This is a genomic window from Pantoea ananatis PA13 (assembly GCF_000233595.1).
GTDB lineage: Bacteria > Pseudomonadota > Gammaproteobacteria > Enterobacterales > Enterobacteriaceae > Pantoea > Pantoea ananatis.
This window is the reverse complement of sequence record NC_017554.1, coordinates 4,571,605-4,586,378: the sequence shown is the minus strand read 5'-3', so window position 1 is coordinate 4,586,378 and position 14,774 is coordinate 4,571,605. Positions and strand designations below refer to the sequence as shown.

14 protein-coding genes are annotated in these 14,774 nt (G+C 54.3%); 11 read left to right on the top strand and 3 right to left on the bottom strand.

Features of this window, described 5'->3' with window-relative positions:
* Positions 1-497: 497 nt before the first annotated feature.
* From rpmH to PAGR_RS21515, 7 genes are all read left to right on the top strand, one after another.
* Complete coding sequence (gene rpmH / locus PAGR_RS23390) at positions 498-638, top strand: 50S ribosomal protein L34 (protein ID WP_000831330.1); 141 nt, start codon at positions 498-500, stop codon at positions 636-638.
* 14 nt (positions 639-652) lie between these two features.
* Positions 653-1,012 carry a ribonuclease P protein component gene (gene rnpA / locus PAGR_RS21535; RefSeq protein ID WP_013023999.1) on the top strand — a complete coding sequence of 120 codons (360 nt, stop codon included), beginning with the start codon at positions 653-655 and terminating at the stop codon, positions 1,010-1,012.
* Complete coding sequence (gene yidD, locus PAGR_RS23385; protein WP_014607035.1) at positions 976-1,233, top strand: membrane protein insertion efficiency factor YidD; 258 nt, start codon at positions 976-978, stop codon at positions 1,231-1,233. The genes rnpA and yidD overlap by 37 nt, the downstream gene beginning before the upstream one ends.
* A gap of 2 nt (positions 1,234-1,235) precedes the next feature.
* Positions 1,236-2,882, top strand: a complete 1,647-nt coding sequence (gene yidC / locus PAGR_RS21530) for a membrane protein insertase YidC (RefSeq protein WP_013024000.1) — start codon at positions 1,236-1,238, stop codon at positions 2,880-2,882.
* Between the two features lie 89 nt (positions 2,883-2,971).
* Positions 2,972-4,336, top strand: a complete 1,365-nt coding sequence (mnmE, locus tag PAGR_RS21525; RefSeq protein WP_013024001.1) for a tRNA uridine-5-carboxymethylaminomethyl(34) synthesis GTPase MnmE — start codon at positions 2,972-2,974, stop codon at positions 4,334-4,336.
* 239 nt (positions 4,337-4,575) lie between these two features.
* The gene (locus PAGR_RS21520) at positions 4,576-5,166 is read left to right on the top strand and encodes a malonic semialdehyde reductase (RefSeq protein ID WP_014607034.1); all 591 of its coding nucleotides are present in this window, start codon (positions 4,576-4,578) and stop codon (positions 5,164-5,166) included.
* Between the two features lie 173 nt (positions 5,167-5,339).
* Entirely contained in the window at positions 5,340-6,083 is a 744-nt protein-coding gene (locus PAGR_RS21515) for a 4'-phosphopantetheinyl transferase family protein (RefSeq protein WP_014607033.1), read from the top strand.
* A gap of 39 nt (positions 6,084-6,122) precedes the next feature.
* Here PAGR_RS21515 and PAGR_RS21510 read toward each other — a convergent pair whose 3' ends face one another.
* The gene (locus PAGR_RS21510) at positions 6,123-7,436 is read right to left on the bottom strand and encodes an NCS2 family permease (protein WP_014607032.1); all 1,314 of its coding nucleotides are present in this window, start codon (positions 7,434-7,436) and stop codon (positions 6,123-6,125) included.
* Positions 7,437-7,585: 149 nt separating this feature from the next.
* Here PAGR_RS21510 and yieH point away from each other — a divergent pair, with 149 nt between their 5' ends.
* The gene (gene yieH / locus PAGR_RS21505) at positions 7,586-8,248 is read left to right on the top strand and encodes a 6-phosphogluconate phosphatase (protein ID WP_014607031.1); all 663 of its coding nucleotides are present in this window, start codon (positions 7,586-7,588) and stop codon (positions 8,246-8,248) included.
* Between the two features lie 2 nt (positions 8,249-8,250).
* On the opposite strand, the gene PAGR_RS21500 is transcribed toward yieH, so the two are convergent.
* Positions 8,251-9,246, bottom strand: a complete 996-nt coding sequence (locus tag PAGR_RS21500) for an acyltransferase (protein ID WP_014607030.1) — start codon at positions 9,244-9,246, stop codon at positions 8,251-8,253.
* A gap of 281 nt (positions 9,247-9,527) precedes the next feature.
* On the opposite strand from PAGR_RS21500, the gene glyQ reads away from it, so the two are divergent.
* The gene (glyQ, locus tag PAGR_RS21495; protein ID WP_013024007.1) at positions 9,528-10,439 is read left to right on the top strand and encodes a glycine--tRNA ligase subunit alpha; all 912 of its coding nucleotides are present in this window, start codon (positions 9,528-9,530) and stop codon (positions 10,437-10,439) included.
* A gap of 9 nt (positions 10,440-10,448) precedes the next feature.
* Positions 10,449-12,518, top strand: a complete 2,070-nt coding sequence (gene glyS / locus PAGR_RS21490; protein ID WP_014607029.1) for a glycine--tRNA ligase subunit beta — start codon at positions 10,449-10,451, stop codon at positions 12,516-12,518.
* Positions 12,519-12,747: 229 nt separating this feature from the next.
* Here the strand turns inward: glyS and PAGR_RS21485 are convergent, their stop codons facing one another.
* Positions 12,748-13,488, bottom strand: a complete 741-nt coding sequence (locus PAGR_RS21485) for a MipA/OmpV family protein (protein WP_014607028.1) — start codon at positions 13,486-13,488, stop codon at positions 12,748-12,750.
* 592 nt (positions 13,489-14,080) lie between these two features.
* On the opposite strand from PAGR_RS21485, the gene PAGR_RS21480 reads away from it, so the two are divergent.
* Positions 14,081-14,641 carry an Ail/Lom family outer membrane beta-barrel protein gene (locus PAGR_RS21480; RefSeq protein WP_014607027.1) on the top strand — a complete coding sequence of 187 codons (561 nt, stop codon included), beginning with the start codon at positions 14,081-14,083 and terminating at the stop codon, positions 14,639-14,641.
* Positions 14,642-14,774 lie beyond the last annotated feature (133 nt).

Below are 14,774 nucleotides of genomic sequence, written 5' to 3'. Positions count from 1 at the left end.
AGCGGTTTTCCATCCTGCAATCATTAGAGGATCGTCAGAGGAAGGGCGGATCATAGCGCAAAGCGCGACAGAGATCTTCCCTTTCTACACAGTTTTTATCCTTTTTATCCACAGGACATGAACGCGAAGGAAAGTCTACGCCTGTGGCAGAAAAAACCACCTGGGATCGCGCTGAATGATTCAATTTTTCGGACGATCTCTCGTTTTTGTCTGCGCCTGCGGCAGGTCGATCGCAATAAGATCCTGCGCGATCCTTGCGCTTTAACGCAGACCCCGTATAATTCTTCCCCCGGCGTTGTCGCGTAAAGCTCAATGCCCGGACTCAGCGGGCTGTATCCGGGTTATCTGGTACCGCGACAAGCGAAGTAAATTGACTCGGGACTGTACAATTATTACAATCCCGCCTCTTTATTAAAGACACATTGAGGCGTCGGTCTGTTTTTTGGTCCGGAAACGCGTCACCCAGTGAAAATTTTCAAGTTTAGGTAGAAATCGCCATGAAACGCACTTTTCAACCGTCCGTACTGAAGCGCAACCGTTCACACGGCTTCCGTGCTCGTATGGCTACTAAAAATGGTCGTCAGGTTCTGGCACGTCGTCGTGCTAAAGGCCGCGCTCGTCTGACCGTTTCTAAGTAATAAAGCTAACCCTGATGGGTAAGCTCGCATTTCCCAGGGAGTTACGTTTGTTAACTCCCACTCATTTCACTTTCGTCTTTCAGCAGCCACAACGGGCTGGCACGCCGCAAATTACTATTCTCGGCCGCCTTAACGCGCTGGGGTATCCCCGCATCGGTCTGACCGTCGCGAAAAAACATGTGAAACGCGCTCACGAACGCAACCGGATCAAGCGATTGACCCGCGAAAGCTTTCGCCTGCGTCAACATGAATTGCCGTCGATGGACTTTGTGGTGGTTGCGAAGAAGGGTGTTGCCGATCTCGATAACCGTATGTTGGCGGAAGCGTTGGAGAAATTATGGCGTCGTCACTGTCGCCTGGCGCGCGGTTCCTGATCGTCCTGATACGCGTCTATCAACGCGGCATCAGTCCATTACTGGGGCCACACTGTCGGTTTCATCCGACCTGCTCTCAATACGGAATTGAGGCCTTGCGCAGGTTTGGGTTGATAAAAGGCAGTTGGTTGACTTTAAAACGCGTATTAAAATGCCACCCTTTGAACCCGGGTGGTGACGATCCTGTGCCGCCAAAAACCTTTGATACCAGAGAACATTAACGATGGATTCGCAACGCAATCTCTTTCTCATCGCTTTTCTGTTCGTGTCTTTCATGATCTGGCAAGCCTGGCAGACGGACCATGCTCCGAAGCCTTTGCAGACCCAGACCACGCAGAACACAAACAGTGCAGCCGGTGATGCTGCAGGCCAGGGTGTACCGGCCAGCGGCCAGGGTAAAACGATCACCGTTAAGACTGATGTCCTGTCATTAACGATCAACACCCGCGGTGGCGATGTTGACCAGGCTCAACTGCTGACTTACCCGGATAAGTTGGGTTCTGACAAGCCGTTTGAGCTGCTGGAAACCACACCGTCGTTTGTTTACCAGGCGCAAAGTGGTTTAACCGGCCGTAATGGTCCGGACAACCCGAATAATGGTGCGCGTCCGCTGTATAACACGGCTCAGGATCACTTCGAACTGGCTGAGGGTCAGAGCGAACTGCGTGTTCCGATGACGTTCACCGCTGAAAACGGCGTTGTTTACACCAAGACATTCGTGTTCAAGCGTGGCGACTATGCGGTTAACGTTGACTACAACATTAACAATACCAGCCAGCAGCCGCTGGAATTGTCGATGTTTGGTCAGTTAAAACAGACGATCGATTTGCCTAAGCACCGTGATACCGGCAGCAACAACTTTGCGTTGCACACCTTCCGCGGAACGGCTTACTCCACCAGCGAATCGAAATACGAAAAGATTAAGTTCGATACCATCGCCGATAACGAAAACCTCAATACCACCACCAGCAATGGCTGGGTGGCAATGTTGCAGCAGTATTTCGCGACCGCATGGGTACCGCGCACGCAGGGGACAAACACGCTTTATACCAGCAATCTGGGTAATGGCGTTGCTGCAATCGGCTATAAATCTGCGCCGGTAACCGTCGCACCAGGTGCGCAACAAACGCTGGATGCCACGCTGTGGGTAGGGCCGGAAATTCAGGACAAGATGGCCGCGATTGCGCCTCACCTTGACCTGACGGTTGACTACGGTTGGTTATGGTTCATCTCTCAGCCACTGTTTAAACTGTTGAAGTTCATTCACAGCTTTATCGGTAACTGGGGCTTCTCCATCATCATTATCACGTTCATCGTGCGTGGCATCATGTACCCGCTGACAAAAGCGCAGTACACCTCGATGGCGAAAATGCGCATGCTGCAGCCGAAGATTCAGGCGATGCGTGAGCGTTTAGGTGACGATAAGCAGAAGCAGAGCCAGGAGATGATGGCGCTGTATAAGGCAGAAAAAGTGAATCCGCTGGGTGGCTGCTTGCCGCTGGTCATTCAGATGCCTATCTTCCTTGCCCTGTACTACATGCTGTCTGGCTCGGTAGAACTGCGTCATGCGCCGTTTATATTGTGGATCCACGATCTGTCAGCACAGGATCCGTACTATATCCTGCCGATTCTGATGGGTATCACCATGTTCTTCATTCAGAAGATGTCACCGACCACCGTGACCGATCCGATGCAGCAGAAGATCATGACGTATATGCCTGTGATTTTCACCGTGTTCTTCCTGTGGTTCCCGTCAGGTCTGGTGCTGTACTACATCGTCAGTAACCTGGTAACCATTCTCCAGCAGCAGCTGATTTATCGCGGCCTGGAAAAACGTGGCTTACACAGTCGCGACAAGAAGAAAGCGTAAGACCGTCGCGGGAGGTTTCCCGCGATAAATACGGTTATGCTCAGGCGGTCAAAGCGACCGCCTTTGTTTTTTGTAGTGAGAGAGAATTTATGAGCCATAGCGATACCATTGTTGCTCAGGCAACCCCGCCCGGACGGGGCGGCGTTGGCATTTTGCGCATTTCCGGTCCGCGAGCCGCAGAGGTTGCCCAGCAGATACTGGGTAAACTGCCCAAACCGCGTTACGCCGACTATTTATCGTTTAACGATAGTGACGGTAGCGTGCTGGATCAGGGAATCGCGCTATGGTTTCCCGGCCCTCACTCTTTTACCGGTGAAGACGTGCTGGAGTTACAGGGCCATGGCGGTCCGGTGATTCTGGATCTGCTGCTGAAACGTATTGTGGCGCTGCCTGGCCTGCGCATTGCCCAACCGGGCGAATTCTCTGAGCGGGCTTTCCTTAACGATAAACTCGATTTAGCCCAGGCAGAAGCGATCGCCGACCTGATTGATGCCAGCTCAGAACAGGCGGCACGCTCGGCGGTCAACTCGCTGCAGGGAGCCTTCTCTGTTCGCATTAATCATCTTGTAGAAGCCCTGACGCACCTGCGTATCTATGTTGAGGCGGCCATTGATTTCCCCGATGAGGAGATCGATTTTCTGTCTGACGGCAAAATCGAAGGGCAGTTGAATACGGTCATCAGCGATCTTGATGCCGTGCGTGCCGAAGCCAAACAGGGCAGCCTGTTGCGCGAAGGCATGAAGGTGGTGATTGCCGGCCGCCCCAACGCAGGAAAATCCAGCCTGCTGAATGCGCTTGCCGGTCGTGAGGCGGCCATCGTGACGGATATTGCCGGCACAACGCGCGATGTGCTGCGTGAGCATATTCATATTGACGGTATGCCGTTGCATATCATTGATACCGCAGGGTTGCGTGAGGCCAGCGATGAAGTGGAACGTATTGGTATTGAACGCGCCTGGCATGAAATCGAACAGGCCGACAGGGTGCTGTTTATGGTGGACGGCACAACGACGGACGCAACCGAGCCCGCGGAGATCTGGCCAGATTTTGTCGCGCGTCTCCCGCCTCAGTTGCCGATTACCGTCGTACGCAATAAGGCGGACATCACCGGTGAAGCACGGGGACTGACCAACGCGAATGGCCACGCGCTCATCAGGCTGTCAGCCCGAACCAGCGAAGGCCTGGATACACTGCGTGACCATCTGAAACAGACCATGGGCTTTGCCGATAATATGGAAGGCGGTTTCCTGGCTCGTCGCCGCCATTTGCAGGCACTGGAGCTTGCCGCTACGCATCTTGAACAGGGCAAATCCCAACTGTTGGGTGCCTGGGCTGGCGAGTTGCTGGCAGAAGAACTGCGTCTTGCGCAGCAGGCGCTTAGCGAAATCACTGGTGAATTTACGTCAGACGATTTGCTGGGGCGAATTTTCTCCAGTTTCTGTATCGGCAAATAACACTGCACATGGCCCGTAAGCGGCCCGGTAAAACGAAGCCGTCGCCGTTTACGGGCCAACGCGTCATGTGTTGCTTATTGGTTGTTGTGGCGTAGATTATTGTAGAGTTGGATGTTATGACGCCGTGTTTTCAGCTGGACGTCGACAAGCACATCACGCAATGAGACGGGCTGAAACGCATCCAAAAACGTGAACTCACCGTATAGGTCGAATACTGGATGTTTTCCCTGGAGAGTTATATGACTACATCGCTTGATAATGCCGCGCTAGACACCCTTTTTTACCACGCCCGCACCCATAATCACTGGCAGCAAAAACCGGTCGAACAGGCCCTGCTGGAACAGCTCTACCAGCTCGTTGCCCTGGCCCCAACTTCAGCAAACTGCTCCCCGGGACGCTTCGTTTTTGTCACCTCAGCCGAGGGGAAAGAAAAGCTGAAACCGGCGCTGGCGTCCGGCAATCTTGAGAAAACAATGAGCGCACCGGTCACCGTTATTATTGCCTGGGACAGCGAGTTTTATCAGCATCTGACGATGCTGTTTCAACATGCCGATGCGCGTAACTGGTTTACTAACACGCCAGATTTAGTCAAAGAGACGGCGTTTCGCAACAGTAGCTTACAGGCAGGCTATCTAATTCTGGCAGCCCGAGCGCTGGGGCTGGATGCGGGACCCATGTCGGGCTTCGATCCGCTAAAAGTTAACGATGCCTTTTTTGCCGATACCACCTGGCAGGCGAATCTGTTAATTAATCTGGGCTATGGCATCCCGGATAAACTTCCTCCCCGTTTGCCCCGCTTGAGTCTTGAGCAAGCCTGCCAGTTCGTCTGATATCCCAGCGCGTTACGACTTTTTCGTAACGCCCGTTTCTGCTGGTGACTTCTGCCTGTAGTGAGGGCTCCAGCCTGCTGCTTTTCTGAAAAAAGGGCAAGCTGTATGCGGTAGCCTGAGAAAGCGCTTATAATGGGGTTGATGATTATTTGACCATTTTCATGGAGAGACAGATGGCGGGTCATTTTGTTCGTTGGACAGGCAATCCCGGGCAGTTGGTGGCTGATAGCGCCATCCCGCAGGACATCATCGACAGCGCGCAGCATCTTGCGGATAAACGTCGAGGGCGATTTCTGGCAGCCCGTATCTTGCTGGCACAGCTCATGCAGCGTATTTACGGCCTTCATCGTCTTCCGCCCATCGTTAAGCGTCATAACGGCCGCCCGGCCTTTGCGGATCGCGATCTTCCTGACTTCAATATTGCCTACGCGGGGAATACCGTGGGCGTCCTGCTGGCTGAAGAGCGCAGTCAGGTCGGCCTGGATATGGATATCGTGCGGGCACACAGTCGTCAGACGCAGGCGCTGATGGTGCAGGGGTTAAGTTCAGGAGAAATCGCCTGGATCAATGCTCAGCAAGATGTGCCTGAGGCCGTGACGCAGATCTGGACGCTGCGCCACAGCGTAATGAAACTGCAGGGCGCAGGTGAAGAAGGGCTGCGTTCGCTACAGCTATTGCCCGGCGCCGGGCGCCTGCGTACAACGCTGCCCACCGACCTGCAGATTCTGTGCGATGCGGAGCCCACGCTGGTGTGGTCCTGTGCTTTATCACCCCATGTGCGGCGCCTGTACTTATGGGAAATCACCGGCGGCGGCCAGTGGTCTGCACTGCGTGATATCGCGGTAGATAAGCCGGATGACGGGACAAAAATGATGCGTCTGACGACGCTGCATGGACGCGCGCTGGCCTCATACTGACCCAGTAACAGGCCGCCAGCGCACGACTTTCCAGGGCGCTCAGTGCGCGTCGATAAACGCGATTTTAAGCACAAACAGTAACGCGACAATCACCACGCAGGGGCTGATTTCACGCCAGCGCCCGGTGCCAAGTTTCATGACACAGTAAGCAATAAAGCCCAGCGCGATGCCTTCAGTAATAGAGAAGCTAAACGGCATCATCGCGGCCGTAACAAAAGCGGGAACGGCCTCCGTCAGATCGTCCCATTTAACCCGCGACAGGCTGGCGGTCATCAGCACGCCAACGTAGATCAGCGCGCCCGCTGCGGCATAGGCCGGAACCATGGCTGCCAGCGGTGATAAAAATGTGACCAGCAGGAACAGAAGGCCGGTGACGACCGCCATCAGTCCGGTACGACCACCAACGGCGACGCCAGACGTACTTTCAATATAGGCCGTAACGGAAGAGGTCCCTGCCAGCGCGCCAGTAACGGAACTGATGCTGTCGACATAGAGCGCCTGTTTCATCCGTGGGAAAGTCCCTTTTTCATCGACCAGGCCGGCTTTATCGGTGACGCCAATCAGCGTACCTGATGAGTCAAACAGATTGACCAGCATAAAAGAGAAGATGATGCCGGCCATGCCAATATTGAACGCGCCTTTGATATCGACCTGACCGACCACAGAGGTGATGGACGGAGGCGCAGAGAACAGACCCACAAACTTCACGTCGCCCAGCATCCAGCCAATCGCCGTGGTGACGATCATCGAAATCAGCACGGCGGCGTGAATATTGCGTGACGCCAGAATGGCGATAATAAAGAAACCCAGAGCACCCAGCAGCACGTTATGCGAGCTGAGGTTGCCCACAGTGACCAGCGTATCCGGGTTGGCCACAATGATGCCGGCGTTTTTCAGGCCCATCATGGCAATAAACAGGCCAATGCCGGCGGTAATGCCCACGCGCAGGCTAAGTGGAATATTGGCGATCATCCAGTAGCGAATACGCAGCAGCGTCAGGATAAGCAACCCCAGCGCGCCCCAAAAGATGGCGCCCATACCGACCTGCCACGAGTAACCCATAGCACCCACGACGACGAAGGCAAAAAAGGCATTGAGGCCCATTGCCGGTGCCAGTGCGACCGGAAGATTGGCGAACAGGCCCATCAGGATGCTGCCGAATGCGGCAATAAGACAGGTCGTTACGAACACCGCCTGGGCGTTCATCCCTGCCACACCCAAAATTTGTGGGTTTACAAAAACGATGTATACCATGGTCAAAAACGTGGTAACGCCAGCAATGACCTCGGTACGAACCGTTGTACCGTGTTCCTGCAATTTAAATACGCGCTGAAAAAGGCTTTGTTTGTTCATGCCGTTTATCCGGAAGAAAATTTCACCGGCGCGTATCCTGGCGATTTTGCCCGGGCAATACAATGATTTTTCGCAACCGATTGCCATTATCACAACGCGTCAGGCTTAGGGTAGAGTGTAGGGGCACCCAACTAAAAGGATGGAGTCAGATGTCAGCAGAATGCGTCTTTTTCGATTGTGATGGTACCCTGGTAGACAGCGAAGTGCTTTGTACACGCGCTTACGTCACCACCTTTGCCCGTTACGGTATTACGCTCTCCTTACAGGAGATGTTCGAAAAGTACAAAGGGGTGAAACTGTATGACATCATCCGTGACGTTAGCGAGTCGCATGGGGTCAGATTACCGCTGGACGAACTTGAACCCGCCTACCGGAGTGAAGTTGCCCGACTTTTCGATCTGGAGTTGAAGCCGATAGCCGGGGCGAAGGCGTTGGTGGCGCAGATGAACGTCCCGGTGTGCGTGGTATCCAACGGTACGGTCAAGAAGATGCAGCACTCGCTGGGATTAACCGGCATGCTGGACTACTTTGCCGAGCGCCTTTACAGCGGTTACGACATTGGTCACTGGAAACCCGAGCCTGAGCTGATGTTTCACGCCGCAGAGCAAATGCGAGTGCCTGTTGAGCGTTGTATTTTAGTGGATGATTCTGAAGCGGGCGCGCGGGCCGGAATCGCCGCTGGCATGCCAGTGTTCTACTACTGTGCCGACGCGCACAACCCGGAACTGGATCACCCGCTGGTCACGGTGTTTACGGATATGGCGGCGCTGCCTGAACTGTGGCGTGCGCGGGGCTGGAACCTGACAACCTAGCCTCAGGTTACCCAGTGGCGCCTGTCCAGCCGACTGAGCAGCATCGCCAGAAGCAGGCTGCCTGCCAGGGTGACCATAAAGACGGCGGGCAGATCCAACCAGGGACGCGTCATATCGTCATAGTGATTTGTACGGATGAAATGGATAAACAGCGCGTGAAAACCGTAGATGGGCAGCGAGTAGCGCGAAATCGTCGCCAGGCCAGGCAGGGTGCGTTGATTAAAGGCATTTTTGAACACCAGCAGGGCGCTGATGGCCGCAATAAACACCAGCGGTCCACAATAGAGATACCAGGTATCGTTAAATGCGCCGTTGACGATTAATGCCCGTTTAGTGCCCAACATAATACCGGTCACGCAGGCCAGGAAGGCCAAGACCGCCAGCGCAGTTACGCCGCGCCTGTCTGTTTCCATGGTGCCGATAGCACGCCCCAACAGCGCGTAGAGCAGGTAATAAATACTGTCTCCGCTCAGATAGAGGTTGATCGGTAACCAGTGAAACCGCCCCCATGACTGATCCATGGTATTGGGATTAGCCAGCACCGCCACAACCAGCACCAGCACCGCCACATAGCGGGGGCGCACGCTTTTGACCTGAATTAAGGGCGATAGCAGGTAAATGCCGATCAGCGCGAAGAAAAACCACAGATGATAAAACACCGGTTTCTGTAGCATTTTCAATATTGAACGGCCTTCACCGATGGGCGTTAGCAGGCTGATATAGACCAGCGCGACGGCGCTGTAAAACAGCAGGCATCCGACGAGTCGCCATAGATGACGGGGTTGTGCGCTGCGTTCGCCAAAGAACAGGTAGCCGGAAATCATAAAAAACAGCGGCACACAGATGCGTGACGTTGAGTTGAGTAGGTTGGCGATGTCCCACCAGTGACCTTTTATCGCCATCGGCCCGGCCAGATACCAGGTGGTGGTATGGATGACGATGACCATCAGGCAGGCAATTGCCCGCAAATTATCTATCCAGTAAATCTTTTGCGACATGGTTTCCTCTGGCGCAGTGCGTCCCGGTGCAAAGCGTAGCCAGTCGCGTTGCAGTCAACAAGCGCGCCGACAGGGATTCAGAACCCTCTGTGCGCAAGATCGCATGAAAAAAGCCAAACGGCACAGGTTAATTTTGCCGTTCAGCATCGCTGTGGCGCTGAACGTCATCCTAAAATCCACTCTCCAGGCTGCGCGGCAGGATTTCCGGCTGCACATCGCGCGGTCAAAGGGTATACTGTCGCACTCTTTTTTTATCTAGCCGAACCGCGTGCGAACTCATCATGCAAAAGTTTGATACCAAGACCTTTCAGGGCCTGATCCTGACATTGCAGGATTACTGGGCGCGCCAGGGCTGCACCATTGTTCAACCACTGGACATGGAAGTGGGCGCTGGTACTTCACACCCAATGACCTGCCTGCGCGCACTTGGCCCGGAGCCGATTGCCGCCGCCTATGTGCAGCCGTCCCGCCGTCCTACCGACGGCCGCTACGGCGAAAACCCGAACCGCTTACAGCACTATTACCAGTTTCAGGTGATCATCAAGCCATCGCCGGACAACATTCAGGAGCTGTACCTTGGGTCGCTGAAAGAGCTGGGTATGGATCCCACGGTGCACGATATTCGCTTTGTCGAAGATAACTGGGAAAACCCTACGCTGGGTGCCTGGGGACTCGGCTGGGAAGTGTGGCTTAACGGCATGGAAGTGACGCAGTTTACCTATTTTCAGCAGGTAGGTGGCCTGGAGTGCAAACCGGTTACCGGTGAGATCACCTACGGTCTTGAGCGCCTCGCGATGTACATCCAGGGCGTTGACAGCGTTTACGATCTGGTCTGGAGCGACGGTCCGTTAGGTAAAACAACCTACGGCGACGTGTTCCACCAGAACGAAGTCGAGCAGTCTACCTACAACTTTGAATACGCCGACGTGGATTTTCTCTTCACCTGTTTTGAGCAGTATGAGAAAGAAGCGCAGCAGCTACTGGCGTTGGAAAAACCTCTTCCGCTGCCTGCTTACGAGCGCATTCTGAAAGCCGCACACAGCTTTAACCTGCTGGACGCGCGTAAAGCGATCTCGGTGACGGAGCGTCAGCGCTACATTCTGCGTATCCGCACCCTGACTAAAGCCGTGGCTGAAGCCTATTACGCTTCTCGCGAAGCGCTGGGCTTCCCGATGTGCAATAACAAAAAGTAAGAGGCAGCCATGACTGACAAAACGTTCCTGGTGGAAATCGGCACCGAAGAGCTGCCACCGAAAGCATTACGCAGCCTGGCGGAAGCCTTTGCTGCTCAGGTGACTGCCGAGCTGGATGCGGCTAATCTGAACCATGGCGAGGTAAGCTGGTTTGCTGCCCCGCGCCGTCTGGCGTTGAAAATCGCCAGCCTGAGTGCCTCCCAGCCCGATCGTGAAGTAGAAAAGCGTGGGCCTGCGGTCGCGGCGGCCTTCGATGCAGAAGGCAATGCCACTAAAGCAGCGGAAGGCTGGGCACGCGGTAACGGTATTACGGTTGAGCAGGCTGAACGCCTGAGCACCGACAAAGGCGAATGGCTGGTTTATCGTGCCCAGGTTAAAGGTGAGGCTGCTCAGGCATTGCTGCCAGGAATGGTTGCCACTGCTCTGAGTAAACTGCCAGTACCTAAACTGATGCGCTGGGGCGACAGCGACGTGCAGTTTGTGCGTCCGGTGCATACCGTCACCCTGCTGCTGGGCGATGAACTGATTCCCGCCACGATCCTTGGCATTAAGTCAGATCGCGTTATTCGTGGTCACCGCTTCATGGGCGAAAGTGAGATCACGCTGGAGAACGCCGATCAGTATCCGGATGTGCTTGAAAAGCGCGGTCAGGTCATTGCTGACTATCAGGTTCGCAAGGCCATGATTAAAGCCGATGCAGAAGCCGCGGCGCGTCGTTTAGGTGGGGTCGCTGACCTCAGCGACAGCCTGCTGGAAGAGGTGACATCGCTGGTGGAATGGCCGGTCGTATTGACCGCCACCTTTGAGGAAAAATTCCTTAAGGTGCCGTCTGAAGCGCTGGTTTACACCATGAAAGGCGATCAGAAGTACTTCCCGGTTTATGATGCGGAAGGCAACCTGCTACCAAACTTCATTTTTGTGACCAACATTGAGTCCAGCGATCCGCAGCAGATCATTTCCGGTAATGAGAAGGTTGTACGCCCGCGTCTGGCGGATGCCGAATTCTTTTTTGATACCGACCGCAAAAAGCGCCTTGAAGATCACCTGCCGCGCCTCGAAACCGTGCTGTTCCAGAAAGAGCTGGGTTCGCTGCGTGACAAAACCGATCGTATTCAGGCCCTTGCCGGTTGGGTCGCAGCGCAGATTGGTGCTGATGTGAATCACGCCACGCGCGCGGGCCTGCTGTCCAAATGCGACCTGATGACCAATATGGTGTTTGAGTTCACCGACACGCAAGGCGTGATGGGCATGCACTATGCGCGTCATGACGGCGAAGCCGAAGATGTTGCGGTGGCGCTGAACGAGCAGTACCAGCCGCGTTTCGCAGGGGACGATTTGCCGTCCAGCCCGGTTGCCTGTGCGCTGGCGATTGCCGATAAAATGGACACGCTGGCCGGGATTTTTGGTATTGGTCAGCATCCAAAGGGCGATAAAGATCCCTTTGCACTGCGTCGTGCCGCGCTGGGCGTGCTGCGCATTATCGTAGAAAAAAATCTGCCACTCGATCTGCAAACGCTGACCGAAGAAGCCGTGCGCCTGTATGGCAGCAAGCTGAGCAATGCCAATGCGGTTAATGACGTCATCGACTTTATGTTGGGTCGCTTCCGCAGCTGGTATCAGGAAGAAGGCCACAGCATTGATACGCTGCAGGCGGTACTGGCACGTCGTCCAACCCGTCCGGCCGACTTTGATGCCCGCATGAAGGCGGTCTCACACTTCCGCACGCTGGATGAGGCTGCCGCGCTGGCCGCTGCCAATAAGCGCGTCTCTAACATTCTGGCTAAATCGACCGAACCGCTGAATGACAGCGTGCAGGCGTCGTTGTTAAAAGAGAATGAAGAGATTCAGCTGGCCACCTTCGTGACCGCTCTGAGCAGTAAACTGCAGCCTTACTTTGCAGAAGGTCGCTATCAGGATGCGTTAATTGAGCTGGCGCAGCTGCGCGAAGCCGTAGACAACTTCTTCGATAAAGTGATGGTTAATGCGGAAGACGAGGCGGTGCGGATTAACCGTCTGACGCTGCTGTCGAAACTGCGCGAACTGTTCCTGCAGGTCGCTGATATTTCGCTACTGCAGTAACCGGCCTCGACGATGTTGAAAAGGGACGAGAAATCGTCCCTTTTTTATTCTGTGTGTCCCGTCCTGAATAATCGAGGTACGTTGCCCATCGACAGGGCGATATGTGAAATCTCATCTGTAGAGCATGTTTATATTCAGGCGCTGCAGCCGGTTACCGGCACAGGCGGCGCTATCCGCGAGTCTATCTCAAGCCGCCAGGCATCGTGGCGGCACAGCCCGAATGCCCGCTTTAAAATGTCCAGGTAACGCCTGAAGAAAGCGTCCAGTAATACTGTTGATCCGTCATCGGACTGTCGCGAAGTGCGCCAGTCAGGAAGGTGACTTTGGGCTGAAGATAAATATGCAACGGCGTAACCGGGTGCCAGTCAAACGCCAAAGCAAGCCACGGCGTAATGCCCTGATGACGCCAGGAAGGTAAACCGCTGCGCTCGGATTCCTGAGCGTTCACGCCGTAGTAATAGCTTGCCTGCTGCTTATTCAGCCAGTCCACCCCAACCTGCGGATAAACGTCCAACTGCATGAACGACACCTGGCCCGCCCATGCGACCGTTCCCAGTAATCCCCGGCTTTCATTCAGCGTATCCGCAGAGAGTTCCGTTCTGAAAGCACCGACGGGGGTTATCTTTTGATAGCTGATGCCGCCCATCATGGTGCTGTGGCGGATGTCTAGCTGTCGAAGCGCCGGGTCAGATGACTGGCCGGGATCGAATTCGTTATCCAGATACCACCAGCGCGCCTTTAGCTGTGTGGTGTCATCTTTGATCAAATAGGCGCCGACTTCGGTGCCGTCAATATAGACATGGTTGTTGTCATATCCTACATAAGGCAGACCTGAAAACTGCGTTTTGTACTGGCGATAAGGCGTAAAGTTCGCCTCGCCCTGGGCGCCCAGCGTCAGCTCCTCAGCCCAGGCCTGTGTGATATTACCGACCAGGAGGCAGCACAAGGCCATTCTGAAGTGTGATCGCATGATAGTGATTTGTCCGGTTTTCGTCTGTCTGAGGCAATGGGCTGCCAGGTCTCACAGCCCATGACGAGGCCGGAGCGTAAATAAAAAAACTGAGCGTGGTAATGAACTGCCTTTTACCTTGGCTTACGGCCCGCGCGCGCCGGGCCGCTTCAGGACAGGGCCTGAGCGAAAGATATAGCGGACTCGCTGCAGCAATGCAAGGCGCGGCGATGCTTATTCTTACCGGGTTCATCCCCTGATTACCGCTACCTTCTCTGACTACTGGGACGTAACATCAATCAATCGTCAATCGGTCCTGAATTCCGTCGATATTATCCCTTTATTTATTGTGGGAATAAGGTGTTTTTGTTAAGGTCCCGTTCCGCCAGATAACCGTTAATTTCGCAGGTTTACCGCGATCTAATGATGTTTTTCCCGTGAGTGGCAAGGCTTAAAAAGAAAATATCTGGCGCAAACAGGCTGTTTCATTTCGGATGAGACAGGGCTGAATAATACTGAACTCACAGCCCTGTCTTGAAAGGATAAGGCTGTCTGTATCAGAGAATTAACAGGGTGCGATGCGCCACCTGTTTTTTATTATCAGGACTGTCGTATGAACAAGGTGATTATTTCCGCTATTTTCTGTGCGCTGCTGAGTGGTGCGGTGCCCGCAGTGGCAAGTCAAACGCTGTCTGTAGGCTATGCGCAGAGTAAAGTTGAAGATTTTAAAAATATGCCCGGTGTGAATCTGCAATATCGTTATGAGTGGGACTCGCCGGTTAGCGTAGTGGCCTCTTTCACCACTCTGGAGAACAGTGAGGACAGCAACAGTTCTTTTTTTCAGCGCCATACGTCCGATCACGTAAGCGCAAAATATTATTCTTTACTGGCGGGGCCGGCATATCGTCTGAATCAACGGGTCAGTGTTTATGCGCAGGCCGGCTTTTCCCATGCCGCGATGAGCCGCCAGTATCACGGCTATGATTCTCAGGGAATGCCTCAGGACATCCAGTTTTCGGAGACGACCAATGCGTTGGCTTACGGGGCCGGTATTATCATTAACCCGGTTGATTATCTGTCTGTAACCCTGGGTTACGAAGGTTCCCGCACCCGGGTTGAAGGAGAGCAACGCGCTGTTAACGGCGTTAATCTGGGGGTGGGTTACCGTTTCTGATTGCACGTTTATGCAGATTTGCTCTGCATCCTTCGCGGCGTGCCTCTCACCGCTTCAGAATACGCATAACGCCGCTGGCCCTTCAGAAACCCGGCGACCGGCATCCTGGCGGGCAACTTGCTGCGCCGAGTGA

Excerpts from the sequence above, each read along its gene's own strand:
- mnmE (WP_013024001.1), top strand. The coding sequence starts at position 2,972 with ATGAGCCATAGCGATACCATTGTTGCTCAGGCAACCCCGCCCGGACGG.
- PAGR_RS21500 (WP_014607030.1), bottom strand. The coding sequence starts at position 9,246 with ATGTCGCAAAAGATTTACTGGATAGATAATTTGCGGGCAATTGCCTGC.
- PAGR_RS21510 (WP_014607032.1), bottom strand. The coding sequence starts at position 7,436 with ATGAACAAACAAAGCCTTTTTCAGCGCGTATTTAAATTGCAGGAACAC.
- PAGR_RS21520 (WP_014607034.1), top strand. The coding sequence starts at position 4,576 with ATGACTACATCGCTTGATAATGCCGCGCTAGACACCCTTTTTTACCAC.
- yidC (WP_013024000.1), top strand. The coding sequence starts at position 1,236 with ATGGATTCGCAACGCAATCTCTTTCTCATCGCTTTTCTGTTCGTGTCT.
- PAGR_RS21480 (WP_014607027.1), top strand. The coding sequence starts at position 14,081 with ATGAACAAGGTGATTATTTCCGCTATTTTCTGTGCGCTGCTGAGTGGT.
- yieH (WP_014607031.1), top strand. The coding sequence starts at position 7,586 with ATGTCAGCAGAATGCGTCTTTTTCGATTGTGATGGTACCCTGGTAGAC.
- glyS (WP_014607029.1), top strand. The coding sequence starts at position 10,449 with ATGACTGACAAAACGTTCCTGGTGGAAATCGGCACCGAAGAGCTGCCA.
- PAGR_RS21485 (WP_014607028.1), bottom strand. The coding sequence starts at position 13,488 with ATGCGATCACACTTCAGAATGGCCTTGTGCTGCCTCCTGGTCGGTAAT.
- glyQ (WP_013024007.1), top strand. The coding sequence starts at position 9,528 with ATGCAAAAGTTTGATACCAAGACCTTTCAGGGCCTGATCCTGACATTG.
- yidD (WP_014607035.1), top strand. The coding sequence starts at position 976 with ATGGCGTCGTCACTGTCGCCTGGCGCGCGGTTCCTGATCGTCCTGATA.
- rpmH (WP_000831330.1), top strand. The coding sequence starts at position 498 with ATGAAACGCACTTTTCAACCGTCCGTACTGAAGCGCAACCGTTCACAC.
- PAGR_RS21515 (WP_014607033.1), top strand. The coding sequence starts at position 5,340 with ATGGCGGGTCATTTTGTTCGTTGGACAGGCAATCCCGGGCAGTTGGTG.
- rnpA (WP_013023999.1), top strand. The coding sequence starts at position 653 with ATGGGTAAGCTCGCATTTCCCAGGGAGTTACGTTTGTTAACTCCCACT.